The sequence below is a fragment of the Pseudomonas baltica genome (assembly GCF_014235765.1).
Taxonomy (GTDB): domain Bacteria; phylum Pseudomonadota; class Gammaproteobacteria; order Pseudomonadales; family Pseudomonadaceae; genus Aquipseudomonas; species Aquipseudomonas baltica.
The window spans coordinates 154,773-172,506 of record NZ_JACMYH010000006.1; the positions used below are offsets into that span (position 1 = coordinate 154,773).

Genomic DNA, 17,734 nt, shown 5'->3' on the forward strand with positions numbered 1-17,734 from the left:
GGCACCGAGGCAAGCATGCAAATCAAACTCGCCAATCCCCGTGGCTTCTGCGCGGGTGTGGACCGAGCGATCGAGATCGTCAACCGCGCCCTGGAAGTCTTCGGCGCACCGATCTATGTCCGCCACGAAGTGGTGCACAACAAGTTCGTGGTCGAAGACCTGCGCAATCGTGGCGCCATCTTCGTCGACGAACTCGACCAGGTGCCTGACGACGTCATCGTCATCTTCAGTGCCCACGGCGTTTCCCAGGCCGTGCGCCAGGAAGCGGCCGGGCGCGGCCTGAAGGTGTTCGATGCAACCTGCCCGCTGGTCACCAAGGTGCACATCGAAGTGGCTCGCTACAGCCGCGACGGCCGCGAGTGCATTCTCATCGGCCACGCCGGGCATCCGGAAGTCGAAGGCACCATGGGGCAGTACGATGCCAGCAACGGCGGCGCCATCTACCTCGTCGAAGACGAGAAAGACGTTGCCAACCTGAACGTGATCAACCCTGAAAACCTTGCCTTCGTGACCCAGACGACCTTGTCGATGGACGACACCAGCCGGGTCATCGACGCGTTGCGCGCGCGCTTCCCCGCCATTGGCGGGCCGCGCAAGGACGACATCTGCTACGCCACGCAAAACCGCCAGGACGCCGTCAAGATCCTGGCCGACGAGTGCGACGTGGTACTGGTAGTGGGCAGCCCGAACAGCTCCAACTCCAACCGGCTGCGCGAGCTGGCCGAGCGCATGGCCACCCCGGCGTACCTGATCGACGGCGCGCAGGACATGCAGCAAGGCTGGTTCGACGGCGTGCAGCGTATCGGCATTACCGCTGGTGCCTCGGCGCCCGAGGTGCTGGTGCGCGGTGTCATCGAGCAACTGCACGCCTGGGGTGCGACCGGTGCCGACGAGTTGATCGGCCGGCCGGAGAACATCACGTTCTCGATGCCCAAGGAATTGCGGGTGAAGACGATCGGTTAGCGCGGTTTGCCGCACCAGTCGGCAGACTGCGGATCTGGAAGATCAGTGATTCGGACCCTGCCGACCCAGTCGATCACGACACGCCAGCGTAACCGTGCGCGCTTCGGATCGCAAAAAAACAGAGACCCGGCATTTGACTCCCCTTTGACGCCGGCAGGTGCACCGAAACTATCGAAGCGCACCTCGTGGCGTACCCATTTATTGCCGATGACAGGCACCTTGCCATCGAGGATATGGGTATTGAGGTGCGTACCTCTGGCGGTGCTCAGACCTCGAATATCCAGCAGTGTGACCCAGCCCCAACCCCAGCCCCGGTGGAACCCCCTTACCACCACAGGCGTCTGCCGAAGGATCGCTTCCGACCGGGCCATGCGCAATGTAAAAGCAAGTTCCTGCGCCACCACTTTTCGCCGCTGCTCCTGCAGAAACTCATGCAGGGCTGGCATGGCAATCGCAGCCAGTATCGCGACCACTGCCAGCACCACCACCAGCTCCACCAACGTAACTCCTTTACTGTACATGCCAACCCTCCTTGGGTTTCCCTGCAATAGGCGCTGATCCCTCTAGAACAACCGTATATCCTGTGCGCGCACCGAACCGCGCGAGCGCTGGTTTATAGTCAATGCTCTTGGGGGAGGCGTCCAATGCGGCATGGTTACAAGGGGTTTACGCTGGTCGAGCTGATGGTGACCATCGCAGTGCTGGCCATACTGGTGACCATAGGAATCCCGTCGTTCGTCGGCCTGATCAACAACACCAAGGCCGACACCGAGTCGACGGATTTGTACCGCGCCCTCAACTATGCGCGCCTCGAAGCGATAAACCGGGGAGCGAGCATACGTGTCACGCCCTCGGTCGCGAACGACTGGACCAGCCGCCTCGATATTCAAGTCGTCAATGCTGGCGTCGTGACCAACCCGGTGTTACGCGTGATTGCAGACATGTCTGCGTCAGCTGTGGTGAAACCCAACAACATTGCCAACATCGAGTACAACAATTTGGGCGCACTGGCCAATCCCGTCACGGCAGTCGCGTTTTCCTACACGCAGGGTACCTACACCAAGGCCATCGGTGTGTGCCTCAACGGGCGCGTGATACTGGGGGGCACCTGTCCATGAGCATGCGCAGGGGGCAAACAGGGGTCAGCCTGATCGAGGTCCTGGTTTCGCTGCTGATCATGGGGATCGGCCTGCTCGGGGCAGCAGCGTTGCAGCTCAACGCTTTGAAGTTCACCGACAGCTCGGCGCTCACCAGCCAGGCCAGTTTCATTGCCTATGACATGATGGACCGCATTCGTGCCAATCCCGACGCCAACTACGTGCTGGCCAATCTCGATGCAGCACCCGCGGGCAACGCAAGCGACGTCCGAGCCCAGGATCTCGCCGACTTCGCCGCCAATGCCAAGGCCATCGGCGGAGTCAGTGCGGGCAGCAGCATCGCCGTGAACAACCGCGTCGTTACTATCACTCTGCAGTGGAGTGACGCGCGTGCGACCAACGCCGCCAACGTTTCCAATGTGCAGAGCGTCGGCGATGGCCTGCAGAGTTTCACGCTGACCAGTCGCGTGGCCATCGACAAGGGGATCAAATGAGACGCTCATCCCGAGGCATTGGCCTGATCGAGCTGATGGTCGCCATGACCCTGGGCCTGGTCATCGTGTTGGGCGTCACGCAAATATTTCTCACGGCGAAGAATACTTACCAGAGCCAGAACGCTGCGGCGGGCATTCAGGAAGATGGACGCTTTCTGATGAGCAAGATGGCCCAGGAAATTCGCATGACAGGGTTTTTTGGCTGCCAAGCCAATCCGCTCGACAGCACGCTTACCAAAGACTTCACCGCCGCGTACGCCTCGCCGATCACTATTACCCGCGGCACTAACAACAGCGTGATTCTCACGTTGATCACTGCCGACGTGGGCAATAACGGCGCCAATGCCGACTGGAACATTCTTACTGACTGCCGCAGTTTTTCAACAGCCTACTTACCGGCAGCCATGCCTGCCGCACTGGCTGGTCAGCAGGTCATTCCGATACGTCGGGTCGTCTATACCTTTGCCAATAATCAAGTGTTGGCGGGTAGTTTAGCCAACAGCCAAAGCCCGTTGATCAGCAACGTGCTGGCTTTTGACGTGACTTTCGGCGTGGCCTCATCCGCGGCTAACATCAATGCCAGCAGCTACGTTGCCACGCCTACCAACTTCGACTTGATCCGCAGCGTGCGCATCAGTTTGCAGCTCGCCGACCAGGCGGCTGCACCCAACACCCGCGCGCAAACCCGGACTTTCAACACCGTGATTGCCTTGCGCAATCGGCTGCTGTGATGAGGCCTCAATGAGTATGCACACCCATTACAGCGCAACGAGCACGCAACGTGGGATGACGTTGATAGTGTGCCTGGTCTTTCTGCTGTTGCTGACTTTGATCGGCGTGTCGTCGATGCAGAACGCGACATTGCAGGAAAAGATGGCAGGCAGCGTGACCCTGCGCAACGGCTCGTTCCAGATAGCCGAAGCCATGCTGCGCATTGGCGAAAATACAGTGAAGCCAGAAGCCTACACCCTGGCTTTCTGCAACACCGCAGTCACCTGTGCCCCGCCGACCAACGCCAATACCATTGGCACCAGCAACTATATTGCCGCCAATGGTGTGGTCTGGGTGCAGTCCGGGTCTGGCTATTACGCCATTCAGAAAGTGGGTGCCACCAACAACCCGTCGATTCTTGCAAGTGGTTCGCCAATCAACACCACCAAAAAATTCTATGAGCTGTATCGCATTACCGGGGTAGGCATCCAGGGTACTTCGCGAACGGTGCTGGAGAGTGTCTATGCCAAGCAGCAGTAGAATGCGCGGCGTGATTAAGTTCTGTTCCGGGATACTTGCTGGATTGTACGTCAGTGCTCCGCTGTATGCCTTCGCACCAGCGGACTCTCCGTTGCTCAGCTCGGGGTCGGTCACGCCCAATGTGATGTTGCTGGTGGATGACTCCGGTAGTATGAATAACCTGATCCGCACAGCCGACTTCAATCAGGCTACCAGTCGTCCAACGATCTATAACTGCTACTACGCCACGTTCTGCGACCGATTCAGTGTCACAAACATCGACATGGACAGTGAAAATCTGTTCTACAGCAGTTTCAACCGGGGTGGATGCTCATTCGGTTATTCGGGATTCACGCGAGGTACCAACACGGTGTATTGCCTGCGCCTCCCGGATCCGGTGGGCAACGGCAGCACCCGCTATTCATCACGGTACATCTCTTACCTGATCGACCGGCTGCCGAGCGGCAGCACCAGCCGTGACTACATTGCCGACACAACGGTGCCCGGAGACTATCGGATCAACGTTGCACGAGACGCGGCGACCGCGCTGGTCAACGCCAATCGCAACCTGCGTATCGGTCTGGCCACCTTTAACCCGCCGGCTCCCGGCAACCCAGGCCCGGGTGGCAATATTCCCCGCGCGATTGCCGACTTGAGCGCCAACAGTTCTACCACCACAGCCCAAGCGAACAGCAACTACAACGCATTGATCAATGCCATCGGCGACCTGGGGGCCATCGCCAACACACCGTTGGCGGAAGCCTACTACGAGGTGACGCGTTATTTCAGGGGGATGGCGCCTTACTACAACAGCACGCCCAATACCTATACCAGCCCTATCCAGTACCGCTGCCAAAAGAACTACGGGGTAGTGATCACTGACGGCCTGCCTACGTATGACCGCACTTTCCCCACCAATGACCCACTCGGGGGATCAAGGCTGCCAAACTGGGACGGTGACAGCAGCAATGATGGCGATAACCTGACTGGTGACGGTGAGGGTGACACGTTGTACCTGGATGACATCGCCAAGTTTGCCAATGATATTGACATGCGGTCGGGCGGGACAGATACCGCCGGCAAGAGCTGGGATGCTGCGGATTTTCCCAAGCAGAACATGTCCACTTACACAGTAGGTTTCGCTGCCGACAATCAGATGCTGAAAGATGCGGCTGAAAAGACCGGTTATGGCCAGGGCAAATACTATCAAGCCACCGATGCCGCCGGCTTGAGCGCCGCCTTGACCGCTGCGCTTAACGATATTGCTTCCAAGGCTGGTTCAGGCGGGGGCGGTTCGGTGAACTCGGTCAATCTCACAGCGTCTTCGCAGTACTATCAAACATTCTACGACCCGACCGACTGGCGCGGTACGGTACGCGCCTATAACCTGGACAGTTCAGGCAATCCCGGCGCCACGGCGGTATGGAGCACGGATGACAAGGTTAAGTCGGCCGGGAATACGATTTTTCAGTCGTGGAACATACTCACCAGCCAGCCCATCGCACTATCATTGCTGAATTTCTCTCCTGCCCAGATCGCTACCCTGGCCGTGGGTGCATCGAGCCTCAACACTCTCCTCAATCCAGTTACCGCCAATGACCTGATCGAGTGGACGAAAGGCACCAACAAGACCGGGCTGAAGACGCGCTCGGTATTGCTGGGCGACATCATCAACTCACCCTTGGTGTATGCCTCGCCCACTGCCATTACCACTACCGACACGACAGGCGATTTCAGCTATACCACGTACCTTGGGACCAAGGCTGCGAGCATGAACCCCGCTCTGGTTGTCAACAGCAATGATGGGATGACCAACGTTTTGAATACCGATGGCACAAGGCGCTATGCCTATCTGCCATCTACTACGTTGGCCAATTTGAACGCAGTAGCCAACCCCAACTATATCAATGGTGTTGGCCATAAGTTCTTGAATGACGGTCAGTTGACTGTCGCAGACGCTCAAATCAACAACGGCTGGAAAACGCTGGCTTTGGGCGGTGTGGGGGCTGGCGGCAGGGCTTATTATGCGTTGCAGCTGTTTGAAGCCGGTGGTAGCAATACCACTCGTGCCCTTTGGGAAATCAACAGTAACACCACCGGCTACAGCAACATGGGCTATGCCTATGGCAAGCCGGAAGTGGCCCGATTGAAAGACGGTACCTGGGCAGCATTCATCTCGAACGGTTACGGCAGTACGACGGGGCGCGCGTCGCTGTTTGTGATCAATCTGGCTACCGGCGCGTTGATCAAGGAGATCCAGACCCCGATAGTTACAACAGGCGAAACCGACAACGGTCTGTCCTCGGTAGCGCTGGACATAAACAGCCAAGGCGTTATTCAGTACGCCTATGGTGGCGATCTGAAAGGGCGCATGTGGAAATTTGATTTCACCAGTACCACGAATGGCGTGGTCGGGTTCGCCAATACGCCACTGTTCACAGCTTCGGGTGGCGCGACCCAAGCTATCACCGCACAGCCAACCATAGGCAATTACACTCTGGGCCGGCAGATCATCTTCTTTGGTACAGGCAAGCTCAACGAGGTGGCGGACAAAACTACAACTACGACCCAGTCTTTCTACGCCATCGTCGACGCCAATGGTTCGACCGCGAACTACACCGAGTCGGTGCTGCAACGCCAGACCATCACCAATATCACCGGCACCAAGGTCTACACCAGCCAGAATGAGGTGGATTACAACACCCGCAAGGGTTGGTACATGCCGCTGACCTACGGCACCACATCGACAGGGGAGCGGGTGCTTTATCCACCCTTGTTGATCGACGGTAACATTTTTTTCACTACCGCTATTCTTGACGTTTCGGACCCATGTTCGAGCGCTGGGTCAAGTAAGCTGATGGAAGTGAACGCCGAAAATGGCAAGATGATCACGAATTTCAACATCCTGAACGGTACTGAGGCAACTGCGGGAATGATCGTATCGGGAGGTTTGATCAATACCGCATCAATGATCTCTTATGTCGATTCCAACGGGAATGACATGGTTGCTATTCAACTGCCTAGCACGGGTGACTCTACGACAGGCAGTGGCGGCGGGTCTCCTAAACAACAGGTGGTTTCCCCGAACCGCCGTATCATGTGGCAACAACGACAATGAGTGTCCGTATGAGCAGGCAACAAGGCTTCACCCTTATCGAGTTGATGATCGTGGTCGCCATCGTCGGCATCCTTGCCGCCATCGCCTACCCCAGCTACACCGAGTACGTGAAGCGCACGCATCGGGTGGAGATCGGCCAGGTGCTGGCCGAAGGTGCGCAGAATTTCGAGAGGGGGTTCACACGGACCGGCAGCTACGCCAACGTGCCCGACGTGGCGGGCAATGCCTGGTACAACATCGTGACGGCAAAGGACGCCACGACGTTCAGCCTGACGGCCGCGCCGAAGCCCGGCAGCATGATGGTCGGTGACAAGTGCGGCAGTTTCGTCATCAATCAAACCGGCGCGCGGACCAACACCGGCATGGCTGCCGGCAACACCTCAGCCACCTGCTGGGGCCGCTGAGCCTTCTTTGGAATCGTTTCATGTCTGACCATGTGTTGGTTGTCGGCGGCGGTGTGATGGGCCTGCTGACGGCCTACAACCTTGCTGCCCATGCGGGTCGCATTACCCTGATCGACCGCAGTGCGGTCGGCCAGGAGTCTTCCTGGGCCGGCGGTGGCATCGTTTCACCGCTGTATCCCTGGCGCTACAGCCCGGCGGTTACGGCGTTGGCGCATTGGTCGCAGGATTTCTATCCGCGCCTGGGGCAGCGCCTGGCCGTCGATACGGGCATCGATCCGCAGGTGTACACCACCGGTTTGTACTGGCTGGACCTGGACGATGAAGCCGAGGCGCTTGCCTGGGCACGGGCCAATGGTCGGCCACTGGCGGCGGTGGATATTTCAGCCACCTACGAGGCAGTGCCGGTGCTGGGGCCCGGGTTCGGGCGCGCGATCCATATGGCCGATGTCGCCAATGTGCGCAATCCACGCTTGATCAAGGCTTTGAAAGCGGCCTTGTCAGCGATGCCCAACGTGACGGTGCGCGAGCAGTGTGAAGTGCAGGGTTTTTTGCTCGATGGCCAGCGGGTGGTCGGCGTGCATTCAGCGCAGGGGGAGGTGCTGGCCGACGAGGTGGTGCTGACCGCGGGTGCCTGGAGCGGTGAGTTGTTGCAGACCCTGGGCATCGACTTGCCGGTGGAGCCGGTGAAGGGGCAGATGATCCTGTTCAAATGCGCAGCCGATTTTTTGCCGAGCATGGTGCTGGCCAAGGGGCGCTATGCCATTCCCCGCCGCGATGGGCATGTATTGATCGGCAGCACGCTGGAGCATGCGGGCTTCGACAAGACGCCAACGGTAGAGGCGCTGAACAGCTTGAAGGCCTCGGCGGTCGATCTGCTGCCGGCCCTGGCCGAAGCCACGCCGGTGCAGCAGTGGGCTGGGTTGCGTCCGGGGTCGCCGGATGGGATACCGTTCATTGGTGCGCTGCCGCGGCATCCGGGTTTGTGGTTGAACTGCGGGCATTACCGCAATGGGTTGGTGCTGGCGCCAGCGTCGTGTCGCCTGCTGGCCGACCTGCTGCTGGGTCGCGAAGCCGTGATCGATCCAGCCCCTTACGCGCCGCAAAACCGCATCCCCCTGTAGCAGCGGCGCGAGCCGCGTCCGGCCGCACCGCGTTCATTCAGGCATACCGCATACACCGCCGACGCGGCTTGCGCCGCTGCTACAGAGATCGCGTTGTCCTGTAGCAGCGGCGCGAGCCGCGTCCGGCCCCACCGCGTTCATTAGGCGCACCACACAAACCCTGTAGCAGCGGCGCGAGCCGCGTCCGGGTTTGACGCGGTGGCAGGGAATCAATCCAGGCCCAGCTTTTTCAGGCGGTAGCGCATCGAGCGGAACGACATGTTCAGCCGCTGCGCTGCTGCCGTGCGGTTCCAGCGGGTTTCTTCCAGCGCTTGCAGGATGAGCTTGCGCTCGACGCTTTCCAGGTAGTCTTCCAGGTTGTCGACCTGGGCCAGGCTAGGTTCGCCGGACTCCACGCTGACTGCCGTTTCGCTCAGGCGCAGGTCGCTCGCCTCGATGCGATCGTCTTCGCACAGGGTGTAGGCCCGTTCGAGCATGTTTTCCAGTTCGCGCACGTTGCCGGGAAAGCGGTAGCCCTTGAGGGTTTCCAGTGCCGCTGGGGTCAACTGCGCGGGCGGCAGGCCACTGCCCTGCGCCAGGCGTGCCAGCACGCTGGCAGCCAGCAGCGGAATGTCTTCACGGCGCTCGCGCAGGCAGGGCACCCGAAGCTCGATCACGTTGAGTCGGTAGTAAAGGTCCTGGCGAAAACGCTGCGCCGCCACCTCGGCTGCGAGGTCCTTGTGGGTCGCGCTCAGAATACGCACATCGACCACGTTTTCGGTCTGCCCGCCCACGGCGCGCACGGCCTTTTCCTGGATGGCGCGCAGCAGCTTTACCTGCATGGTCAACGGCAGGTCGGCCACTTCGTCGAGAAACAGCGTGCCGCCATTGGCCGCCTGAAACAGCCCCGGCTTGTCTTCGGTGGCACCGGTGAAGCTACCTTTGCGATGGCCGAAGAATTCGCTCTCCATCAGCTCGGCGGGGATGGCCCCACAGTTGACCGGAATGAACGGCCGATCCGCCCGCGGGCCCTGTTCGTGAATCAGCCGGGCGACCAACTCCTTGCCGCTGCCCGACTCACCGCTGATGTAGACCGGCGCCTGACTGCGCGCCAGCCGGCCAATCTGCTTGCGCAGCCCCAGCATGGGTGGCGAATCGCCGAGCAGGCGTTGGTCGATGCTCGGTTCCTTGCCGACCGGGGCGGGCGCCGGCATGCGCAGCGCGGTGCCGACCAGCTCGCGCAGGCGCGGCAGGTCGACCGGCTTGGTGAGGAAATCGAAGGCGCCGGCCTTGAGCGCATTGATGGCGGTGTCCAGGCTGCCGAACGCGGTGATCATCGCCACCGGCACATGCGGGTAGCGCTGCTGGATGAACTGAACCAGCTCAAGACCGGTGCCGTCGGGCAGGCGCATGTCGGTCAGGCACAGGTCGAACGGTTCGCGCCCCAGCCATTCGCGGGCCTCGTTGACGTCGCGTGCGCTGCGGGTTTCCAGTTTCATGCGGCCGAGGGTGATCTCCAACAGTTCGCGGATGTCCGGCTCGTCATCCACGATCAGAATTTTTTGCCTGGCGCTCATAGTCATCCCTGTTTGCGCGGGTGGGCGAAGGTAATGCGCATGCAGCTGCCCCCTTTTTCACGTGCTCTGTAGTCTAGGTGGGCCTGGTTGCTTTCGCACAGCTCGCGGGAAATATACAGGCCCAGCCCGGTGCCGTTGCTTTCGGTGGTGAAGAAAGGCTCGAACATGTGCTGCAACTGATCGGCGGCAAAGCCCGGCCCATCGTCCAGCACCTCAAGGATCGGCAGGCCATCGGTCGGCTCCACGAAAAGATTCAACCAGACCTGCGCGCGACCCTGTTGCTGGGCGCTGTAGCGCATACCGTTTTCGACCAGATTGTTCAGCACCTGAGTCAGCTGGTTGGCATCCATGCGGGTTTCCAGGGTGCCGTCGCTGACGTACATGTGCAGTTGCTGGCCCGGGCGCGCGGTGGTGCGAAAGTCACTGACGAAGTTTTCCAGCCACGCCTTGAGGTCCAGCGGATGCGGTGCGCTGGGGCGCCGGCGCGACAGCTGCAGCACGTTCTCGATGATCAGGTTCATGCGCTTGCATTGATCCTGGATGATCTGCGTCAGACGCCGGTCGGCTACCGGCAGGTCTTCGGATTCCTGCAGCAGTTGCCCGGCATGGCTGATGGCGCCCAGCGGGTTGCGGATCTCGTGGGCGATGCTGGCCGTGAGGCGGCCGAGCGCGGCCAGCTTGAGTTGCTGGGCCTGCTGCGCGATCTGCGACAGGTCTTCGAGAAACACCAGGGTCTGCTGCTGTTCACCGCCGCGACGCAGGGCAATGAAGCTGGCCTGGATCGACGGCCCGGTAGGGGAGAACTTGAGGCTTTTCACGCGCAGGGCAGGGTTGGTCTGCCACTGCAGCAACCGTTCGATCAGGTCGGGTGAGTGGACGGCGATCAGCTCACCATTGAGTGTCATGCGGCCAAAAAGCCCCAAGGCGCCCTGGTTGGCCAGTTGCACCCGCAGTTCGGTGTCCAGCACCAGGATGCCGGTGCGCATGCGCTGCAGAATCAGCGCGTTCAGGGCTTCCAGGCTGGTGACGTCACTGGCGCGCTGCTCGGCCAGGTTCTCACTGGTGCGCAACAGGCGACTGAGGCCTTGAACCACGAACCACACGGCGAAGCAGAGCACACCCAGGGTGCTGGCCTGCAGGTAGTCGTTGGCGGCAGTGGGGCGCGAGATGCTCAGGTAGAACGTCAGGTAGATGATGCCGATGGTGGCCAGCGCGGCGATCAACAGGCCCAGGCGGTTGCGTAGCAGCAGATTGCCCATGGCCACCGAGGCGATCATCAGGTTGCCGATACCGCTGGGTGTACCGCCGCCGGCGTAGAACAGGCCCGCGAGCATGATCACGTCGGCAGTGGCCAGGCTGAACACCGGCAACACCCGACGCGGGTTGCCCATCAGCACCACGACGAGGATGTTGAGGATCAGGTACAGCCAGCTGCCGGCGCGAAACAGTTCGCCATCGGCCACTTCCAGCAGGCGGTTGTCCATGTTGCTGGAAATCAGCAGGACCAGCGACAGGCCGATGGTCAAGCGGTAGAGGTGGTACAGGCGCAGCATCCGCTGCGCCTGGGCGCCGCCGAGAAACTGCGCTTCAGCGGGCACCGTTGCCGGGCCCTTGCTCCAGGTGCGGTTTGCTGCAATACCAGTGGCTGTCGCGGCGCAGCGCGCTGTCTTCTGGCAGATGCACACCGCACTGGGCGCATCGAACCATGCTCAGCGATGCCGGCTTGTCATCCTGGCGAGGCGCGCGCGCCGGGTTCTTGAATTTGCGCCACAGCCAAATGGCGGCGAACACGACGGCGATCCAGAAAATCAGGCGAATCATGGGATGGTCAGCTTTGCCAGGGAAGATGGCGCAGTGTAGGAGCGCACCCGATGCGGAGCAAGCGGCGAAAAAAAAGGGGCCGTCAGGCCCCTTTTTTCAATGCAACCCAGCTTCAGTCGAACAGACCGAAGGTGGCGTAGCTGAACCATGAACGGCTCTTGCCTTCTTCGGCGTTTGGCTGCTGCTGGTCGGCGGTGCCGCCGTCTTCAGGTGGCAGCAGTTCTTTCGGAATGGCGTCGCGCGCTTCCTGATACTGACGCTGCACATCCTGGTTGGCGCGGGTTTCGCCCGGCGGCAGCGGGTCGGTGTTGTTGCCGATCCAGCCCAGGGTAGCCTTGGAGATCCACGAGCGGTTGTCCGCTTCGTCCTGCTGGGGCACGAACTTGCCGTCTTCCAGGCTCGGGTGATCCGGGTAGTTGGTTTTCAGGGTGTCGAGGCTGGTCGCGGCCAGGTCATCCAGGTGCAGACGCATGTAGGCTTCGGTCATCACCGCCAGGCCGTCGCCGACGGACGGCGTTTCCTGGAAGTTTTCCACCACGTAGCGGCCACGGTTGGCAGCAGCGACGTAGGCCTGACGGGTCAGGTAGTAGTCGGCCACGTGGATCTCGTAGGACGCCAGCAGGTTGCGCAGGTAGATCATGCGCTGCTTGGCATCGGGCGCGTAGCGGCTGTTGGGGTAGCGGCTGGTGAGCTGGGCGAACTCGTTGTAGGAGTCGCGGGCAGCACCCGGGTCACGCTTGGTCATGTCCAGCGGCAGGAAGCGCGCCACCAGGCCACGGTCCTGGTCGAACGAGGTCAGGCCCTTGAGGTAATAGGCATAGTCGACGTTCGGGTGCTGCGGGTGCAGGCGAATGAAACGCTCGGCAGCCGACTTCGCCGCTTCCGGCTCGGAGTTCTTGTAGTTGGCGTAGATCAGCTCGAGCTGCGCCTGGTCGGCATAGCGGCCGAACGGATAACGCGACTCCAGCGCCTTGAGCTTGGCCGTGGCACTGGTGTAGCTATTGTTGTCCAGGTCGGCCTGCGCCTGCTGGTACAGCTCGACTTCGCTGAGGTTTTCATCGACCACTTCCTTGGTCGAAGAACAGGCCGCGGTGAATCCGAGGATGGCGATCAGCAGCAGGTGTTTCACTTGCATGGCGGCTAGCGTCCCTATAAACGGCCGCTGTCTCGGGCGTGGCCGTCCTGTTATGATGAGCACCCCGTGGAACCACCGGGGCAAAAGACGCCGTATTTAACCACAAGCGTGCAGCCGAAACCAAAGGCTGTGCCGCCGCCTAGTCCGAGCATGTCCGAGATCATACAACTTCGCGCAGAGGTACCGTCCGATTTGGGCGGACAACGCCTCGACCAAGTCGCCGCCCAATTATTCGCTGAGCACTCGCGCTCGCGCCTTTCCGCCTGGATAAAAGAGGGCCGCCTGACCGTGGACGGGGGCGTTCTGCGCCCGCGCGATACCGTGCATGGCGGTGCCCTGCTCGAGCTCAATGCCGAACAGGAAGCCCAAGGTGAATGGGTGGCCCAGGACATCGATCTGGACATCGTCTACGAAGACGACCAGATCCTTGTCATCAACAAGCCGGCCGGCCTGGTGGTCCATCCGGCCGCAGGCCACGCCGACGGCACGCTGCTCAACGCACTGCTGCACCATGTGCCGGACATCATCAACGTGCCGCGTGCCGGCATCGTCCACCGCCTGGACAAGGACACCACCGGTCTGATGGTGGTGGCCAAGACCATTCAGGCGCAGACGCAGCTGGTGACCCAACTGCAGAGCCGCTCGGTCAGCCGCATCTATGAATGCATCGTGATCGGCGTGGTTACCGCAGGCGGCAAGATCAACGCGCCGATCGGTCGGCACGGCCAGCAGCGCCAGCGCATGGCGGTGATGGAGGGCGGCAAGCAAGCCGTCAGCCATTATCGCGTGCTCGAGCGTTTCCGCTCCCACACCCATGTGCGGGTCAAGCTGGAAACCGGTCGGACCCACCAGATCCGCGTGCACATGTCGCACATCAACTTCCCGTTGGTGGGCGATCCGGCCTACGGCGGCCGCTTCCGCATTCCCCCTGCGGCCAGCGCCACCATGGTCGACGCGCTGAAAACCTTCCCGCGCCAGGCCCTGCATGCGCGCTTCCTCGAGCTGGATCATCCGACGACCGGTGAGCGCATGGGCTGGGAATCGCCCTTGCCCGACGACTTCGTCTGGCTGCTGTCGCTGCTCAAGCAGGATCGTGAGGCCTTCATCGGGTGACCACGTTCGCGCAGGGCCTGCTGTTTCCCGACTGGCCGGCTCCGGCGTCGGTGAGGGCCTGCGTGACCACCCGTGAAGGCGGCGTCAGCCCGGCGCCGTATGCCAGTTTGAACCTGGGCGCGCATGTGGGCGACGATCCACAGTGCGTGGTGCAGAACCGCCTGCGTCTGACTGCCCACTTCGGCATCCTGCCGGCCTGGCTGAACCAGGTGCATGGGATCCGTGTGGTCGAGGCCGACCCGAGCCGCGTGCTCGAGGCGGATGCGAGCTGGACCGCCACCCCCGGCATTGCCTGCACCGCCATGACTGCCGATTGCCTGCCTGCGTTGTTCTGCAATCGGGCAGGTACCCGCGTGGCAGCGGCCCACGCCGGGTGGCGCGGGTTGGCGGCCGGGGTGCTGGAAGCCACTGTCGATGGTTTCCAGGAACCGCCCGGGCAACTGATGGCCTGGCTGGGGCCAGCCATCGGTCCGCGTCGGTTCGAAGTCGGCGCCGAGGTGCGTGAGGCGTTCATGGCGACCCACCCGCAAGCGGCAGATGCGTTCGTGCCGGGTGCCTCGCCTGGCAAGTTCCTGGCTGATATCTACGCCTTGGCGCGCATTCGCCTGGCGGCGGCAGGGGTGACAGCGGTGTATGGCGGGGGCATGTGTACCGTGGAAGATGAGCGGTTCTTTTCCTATCGCCGCGCGTCGGTGACGGGGCGGTTCGCTTCGTTGGTGTGGCTGGAGTCGTAGTTTTGTAGCTTCGCGGCGGATGGCCTCTTCGCGGGCAGAGCCCCGCTCCCACAAAGGGCCCCTGACTGACACAACCTATCTAGATCTGCAACCCCCGTCCTTGAATCTTCACCAACACCCCCCATCTAACTGTCATCCCCGGCAGGTTTTCTTCATCAGGTGTGTCCATCGCTCCGGCCTGCCCCTTTTCAGGAAGGTGACTCATGCGTATAGACCGTTTGACCAGCAAGCTTCAACTCGCGTTATCCGACGCACAATCCCTGGCCGTTGGCATGGACCATCCGGCCATCGAACCGGCGCATCTGATGCAGGCGCAGCTCGACCAGCAGGGCGGTTCGATCCGTCCGTTGCTCATGCAGGTGGGCTTCGACGTCAACAGCCTGCGCAAGGCGCTGAGCAAAGAGCTCGACCAGCTGCCGAAAATCCAGAACCCGACTGGCGACGTCAACATGTCCCAGGACCTGGCGCGCCTGCTCAACCAGGCCGACCGGCTGGCGCAGCAGAAGGGCGATCAGTTCATCTCCAGCGAACTGGTATTGCTGGCGGCCATGGACGACAACAGCAAGCTGGGCAAGCTGCTGTTGGGCCAGGGCGTCAGCAAGAAGGCGCTGGAAAATGCTATCAGCAACCTGCGCGGTGGCGAGGCGGTCAACGACCCCAACGCCGAGGAGTCGCGCAAGGCCCTGGAAAAATACACCGTCGACCTGACCAAGCGCGCCGAGGAAGGCAAGCTCGACCCGGTGATCGGCCGTGACGACGAGATCCGTCGGACCATCCAGGTGCTGCAGCGCCGCACCAAGAACAACCCGGTACTGATCGGTGAGCCCGGTGTGGGCAAGACTGCCATCGCCGAAGGCCTGGCCCAGCGCATCATCAATGGCGAAGTCCCCGATGGCTTGCGCGGCAAGCGCCTGCTCAGCCTGGACATGGGCGCGCTGATCGCCGGCGCCAAGTTTCGCGGCGAGTTCGAGGAGCGCCTGAAGTCGCTGCTCAATGAGCTGTCCAAGCAGGAAGGGCAGATCATTCTGTTCATCGACGAACTGCACACCATGGTCGGCGCCGGCAAAGGCGAAGGCTCGATGGATGCGGGCAATATGCTCAAGCCGGCACTGGCCCGTGGCGAGCTGCACTGCGTAGGTGCCACCACGCTCAACGAATACCGCCAGTACATCGAGAAGGATGCCGCCCTGGAGCGGCGCTTCCAGAAGGTGCTGGTCGAGGAGCCGAGCGAGGAAGACACCATCGCCATCCTGCGTGGCCTCAAGGAGCGCTACGAGGTTCACCACAAGGTGGCCATCACTGACGGCGCGATCATCGCGGCAGCCAAGCTCAGCCATCGCTATATCACTGACCGCCAGTTGCCCGACAAGGCCATCGACCTGATCGACGAGGCGGCCAGCCGCATCCGCATGGAGATCGACTCCAAGCCCGAAGTGCTCGACCGCCTGGAGCGCCGTCTGATCCAGCTCAAGGTCGAGTCCCAGGCCTTGAAGAAAGAAGATGACGAGGCCGCGATCAAGCGTCTGGAAAAGCTGACCGAGGAAATCAACAGGTTGGAGCGCGAATACGCCGACCTGGAAGAGATCTGGACCTCGGAAAAGGCCGAAGTGCAGGGGTCGGCACAGATTCAGCAGAAGATCGAACAATCGCGGCAAGAACTGGAAGCAGCGCGTCGGCGCGGCGATTTGAGCCGTATGGCCGAGTTGCAGTACGGGGTCATCCCCGATCTGGAACGCAGCCTGCAGATGGTCGACCAACACGGCAAAAGCGAGAACCAGTTGCTGCGCAGCAAGGTGACCGAGGAAGAAATCGCCGAGGTGGTTTCCAAGTGGACGGGGATTCCCGTGTCGAAGATGCTCGAAGGCGAGCGCGACAAGCTGCTGAAGATGGAAAGCCTGCTGCACCAACGCGTGATCGGCCAGGAAGAGGCCGTGGTGGCGGTGTCCAACGCAGTGCGGCGCTCGCGTGCCGGATTGTCCGATCCCAACCGGCCCAGCGGCTCGTTCATGTTCCTCGGCCCGACCGGTGTGGGCAAGACCGAACTGTGCAAGGCGCTGGCCGAGTTTCTCTTCGATACCGAAGAGGCGATGGTGCGCATCGACATGTCCGAGTTCATGGAGAAGCATTCTGTCGCTCGCCTGATCGGTGCGCCACCCGGCTACGTTGGCTATGAAGAGGGCGGCTACCTGACCGAAGCGGTGCGTCGCAAACCGTACTCGGTGTTGCTGCTCGATGAAGTCGAAAAGGCCCACCCGGACGTGTTCAACGTGCTGTTGCAAGTATTGGAAGATGGCCGTCTGACCGACAGCCACGGGCGTACCGTGGACTTCCGCAACACCGTGATCGTCATGACCTCGAACCTGGGGTCGGCGCGTATCCAGGAGCTGGTCGGCGACCGCGAGGCGCAGCGCGCGGCGGTCATGGATGCGGTCACCAGCCATTTCCGGCCCGAGTTCGTCAATCGGATCGACGAGGTGGTGATTTTCGAGCCGCTGGCACGCGACCAGATCGCCGGGATCACGCAGATCCAGCTGGCCCGCTTGCGCAGCCGTCTGGCCGAGCGCGATCTGAGCCTGGAGCTGAGCGACGAGGCGCTGGATAAGCTGATCGCGGTAGGCTACGACCCGGTGTATGGCGCGCGTCCGTTGAAGCGTGCGATCCAGCGCTGGATCGAGAACCCGCTGGCACAGCTGATTCTCTCGGGCAAATTCCTGCCAGGGACATCGGTGCAGGCGTCGGTGGTCGATGACGAGATTGTGTTTGCTTGAGTGATGAGTGGCAGTGAGGGCCTCTTCGCGGGCAGAGCCCGCTCCCGCTCCTGCGGGCGCTCAAGTCATTGTGGGAGCGGGCTCTGCCCGCGAAGAGGCCCCCACCGACCCACCCCATTGATTTGCCGTTGCATTTTCGTTTCAAGGCTTGTAAAGTGCGCCCCGCTGTACGTCATCCCG

At 61.5% G+C, this 17,734-nt stretch carries 16 protein-coding genes; 11 read left to right on the forward strand and 5 right to left on the reverse strand.

Annotation, left to right across the window (positions count from 1 at the left end; all coding sequences use genetic code 11):
- The first annotated feature begins 15 nt into the window (after window positions 1-15).
- Complete coding sequence (gene ispH / locus H7993_RS18015) at window positions 16-963, forward strand: 4-hydroxy-3-methylbut-2-enyl diphosphate reductase (RefSeq protein WP_185795209.1); 948 nt, start codon at window positions 16-18, stop codon at window positions 961-963.
- On the opposite strand, the gene H7993_RS18020 is transcribed toward ispH, so the two are convergent.
- A complete protein-coding gene (locus H7993_RS18020; protein ID WP_185795210.1) occupies window positions 960-1,484 on the reverse strand; it encodes a GspH/FimT family protein in 525 nt (174 codons plus the stop codon). The two genes, ispH and H7993_RS18020, sit on opposite strands and share 4 nt — an antisense overlap.
- A gap of 123 nt (window positions 1,485-1,607) precedes the next feature.
- Between H7993_RS18020 and H7993_RS18025 the strand changes: the two genes are divergently transcribed.
- The 7 genes from H7993_RS18025 to thiO are packed head-to-tail and all read left to right on the forward strand — an operon-like array spanning window position 1,608 to window position 8,427.
- Window positions 1,608-2,081, forward strand: coding sequence for a GspH/FimT family pseudopilin (locus H7993_RS18025; protein ID WP_185795211.1), 474 nt, complete (start codon window positions 1,608-1,610; stop codon window positions 2,079-2,081).
- Window positions 2,078-2,554: a type IV pilus modification protein PilV gene (pilV, locus tag H7993_RS18030; protein ID WP_185795212.1), complete on the forward strand. Its 477-nt coding sequence runs from the start codon at window positions 2,078-2,080 to the stop codon at window positions 2,552-2,554. Before H7993_RS18025 ends, pilV begins: the two co-directional genes overlap by 4 nt.
- Window positions 2,551-3,285, forward strand: coding sequence for a PilW family protein (locus H7993_RS18035; RefSeq protein WP_185795213.1), 735 nt, complete (start codon window positions 2,551-2,553; stop codon window positions 3,283-3,285). The genes pilV and H7993_RS18035 overlap by 4 nt, the downstream gene beginning before the upstream one ends.
- Window positions 3,286-3,301: 16 nt before the next feature.
- Window positions 3,302-3,805, forward strand: coding sequence for a pilus assembly PilX family protein (locus H7993_RS18040; protein WP_425312032.1), 504 nt, complete (start codon window positions 3,302-3,304; stop codon window positions 3,803-3,805).
- The gene (locus H7993_RS18045; RefSeq protein WP_185795215.1) at window positions 3,789-6,902 is read left to right on the forward strand and encodes a pilus assembly protein; all 3,114 of its coding nucleotides are present in this window, start codon (window positions 3,789-3,791) and stop codon (window positions 6,900-6,902) included. Before H7993_RS18040 ends, H7993_RS18045 begins: the two co-directional genes overlap by 17 nt.
- An 8-nt stretch (window positions 6,903-6,910) precedes the next feature.
- Complete coding sequence (locus tag H7993_RS18050) at window positions 6,911-7,306, forward strand: type IV pilin protein (RefSeq protein ID WP_185795216.1); 396 nt, start codon at window positions 6,911-6,913, stop codon at window positions 7,304-7,306.
- A 20-nt stretch (window positions 7,307-7,326) separates the two neighbouring features.
- The gene (gene thiO, locus H7993_RS18055; RefSeq protein ID WP_185795217.1) at window positions 7,327-8,427 is read left to right on the forward strand and encodes a glycine oxidase ThiO; all 1,101 of its coding nucleotides are present in this window, start codon (window positions 7,327-7,329) and stop codon (window positions 8,425-8,427) included.
- Window positions 8,428-8,636: 209 nt separating this feature from the next.
- Here thiO and H7993_RS18060 read toward each other — a convergent pair whose 3' ends face one another.
- The 4 genes from H7993_RS18060 to H7993_RS18075 all read right to left on the reverse strand — a co-directional run bounded on the left by H7993_RS18060 (window position 8,637) and on the right by H7993_RS18075 (window position 12,939).
- A complete protein-coding gene (locus H7993_RS18060; RefSeq protein ID WP_122475311.1) occupies window positions 8,637-9,989 on the reverse strand; it encodes a sigma-54-dependent transcriptional regulator in 1,353 nt (450 codons plus the stop codon).
- On the reverse strand, window positions 9,986-11,581 hold the full coding sequence (locus H7993_RS18065) for a sensor histidine kinase (RefSeq protein ID WP_425312030.1): 1,596 nt from the start codon (window positions 11,579-11,581) through the stop codon (window positions 9,986-9,988). The genes H7993_RS18060 and H7993_RS18065 overlap by 4 nt, the downstream gene beginning before the upstream one ends.
- Window positions 11,571-11,804, reverse strand: coding sequence for a PP0621 family protein (locus H7993_RS18070; RefSeq protein WP_122475309.1), 234 nt, complete (start codon window positions 11,802-11,804; stop codon window positions 11,571-11,573). Before H7993_RS18070 ends, H7993_RS18065 begins: the two co-directional genes overlap by 11 nt.
- A gap of 112 nt (window positions 11,805-11,916) precedes the next feature.
- Window positions 11,917-12,939 (reverse strand): outer membrane protein assembly factor BamD, encoded by a 1,023-nt coding sequence (locus H7993_RS18075; protein WP_185795218.1) that lies wholly within the window; start codon window positions 12,937-12,939, stop codon window positions 11,917-11,919.
- A gap of 150 nt (window positions 12,940-13,089) precedes the next feature.
- Here H7993_RS18075 and rluD point away from each other — a divergent pair, with 150 nt between their 5' ends.
- The 3 genes from rluD (at window position 13,090) to clpB (ending at window position 17,554) form a co-directional block, all read left to right on the forward strand.
- On the forward strand, window positions 13,090-14,052 hold the full coding sequence (rluD, locus tag H7993_RS18080; RefSeq protein WP_122475306.1) for a 23S rRNA pseudouridine(1911/1915/1917) synthase RluD: 963 nt from the start codon (window positions 13,090-13,092) through the stop codon (window positions 14,050-14,052).
- Entirely contained in the window at window positions 14,049-14,786 is a 738-nt protein-coding gene (gene pgeF, locus H7993_RS18085; RefSeq protein WP_185795219.1) for a peptidoglycan editing factor PgeF, read from the forward strand. The genes rluD and pgeF overlap by 4 nt, the downstream gene beginning before the upstream one ends.
- A gap of 203 nt (window positions 14,787-14,989) precedes the next feature.
- Entirely contained in the window at window positions 14,990-17,554 is a 2,565-nt protein-coding gene (gene clpB / locus H7993_RS18090) for an ATP-dependent chaperone ClpB (RefSeq protein WP_122795378.1), read from the forward strand.
- The last annotated feature ends 180 nt before the right edge of the window (window positions 17,555-17,734 follow it).

Excerpts from the sequence above, each read along its gene's own strand:
- ispH (WP_185795209.1), top strand. The coding sequence starts at position 16 with ATGCAAATCAAACTCGCCAATCCCCGTGGCTTCTGCGCGGGTGTGGAC.
- thiO (WP_185795217.1), top strand. The coding sequence starts at position 7,327 with ATGTCTGACCATGTGTTGGTTGTCGGCGGCGGTGTGATGGGCCTGCTG.
- H7993_RS18025 (WP_185795211.1), top strand. The coding sequence starts at position 1,608 with ATGCGGCATGGTTACAAGGGGTTTACGCTGGTCGAGCTGATGGTGACC.
- clpB (WP_122795378.1), top strand. The coding sequence starts at position 14,990 with ATGCGTATAGACCGTTTGACCAGCAAGCTTCAACTCGCGTTATCCGAC.
- pilV (WP_185795212.1), top strand. The coding sequence starts at position 2,078 with ATGAGCATGCGCAGGGGGCAAACAGGGGTCAGCCTGATCGAGGTCCTG.
- H7993_RS18050 (WP_185795216.1), top strand. The coding sequence starts at position 6,911 with ATGAGCAGGCAACAAGGCTTCACCCTTATCGAGTTGATGATCGTGGTC.
- H7993_RS18035 (WP_185795213.1), top strand. The coding sequence starts at position 2,551 with ATGAGACGCTCATCCCGAGGCATTGGCCTGATCGAGCTGATGGTCGCC.
- H7993_RS18075 (WP_185795218.1), bottom strand. The coding sequence starts at position 12,939 with ATGCAAGTGAAACACCTGCTGCTGATCGCCATCCTCGGATTCACCGCG.
- H7993_RS18045 (WP_185795215.1), top strand. The coding sequence starts at position 3,789 with ATGCCAAGCAGCAGTAGAATGCGCGGCGTGATTAAGTTCTGTTCCGGG.
- H7993_RS18060 (WP_122475311.1), bottom strand. The coding sequence starts at position 9,989 with ATGACTATGAGCGCCAGGCAAAAAATTCTGATCGTGGATGACGAGCCG.
- H7993_RS18020 (WP_185795210.1), bottom strand. The coding sequence starts at position 1,484 with ATGTACAGTAAAGGAGTTACGTTGGTGGAGCTGGTGGTGGTGCTGGCA.
- H7993_RS18070 (WP_122475309.1), bottom strand. The coding sequence starts at position 11,804 with ATGATTCGCCTGATTTTCTGGATCGCCGTCGTGTTCGCCGCCATTTGG.
- H7993_RS18040 (WP_425312032.1), top strand. The coding sequence starts at position 3,302 with ATGCACACCCATTACAGCGCAACGAGCACGCAACGTGGGATGACGTTG.
- rluD (WP_122475306.1), top strand. The coding sequence starts at position 13,090 with ATGTCCGAGATCATACAACTTCGCGCAGAGGTACCGTCCGATTTGGGC.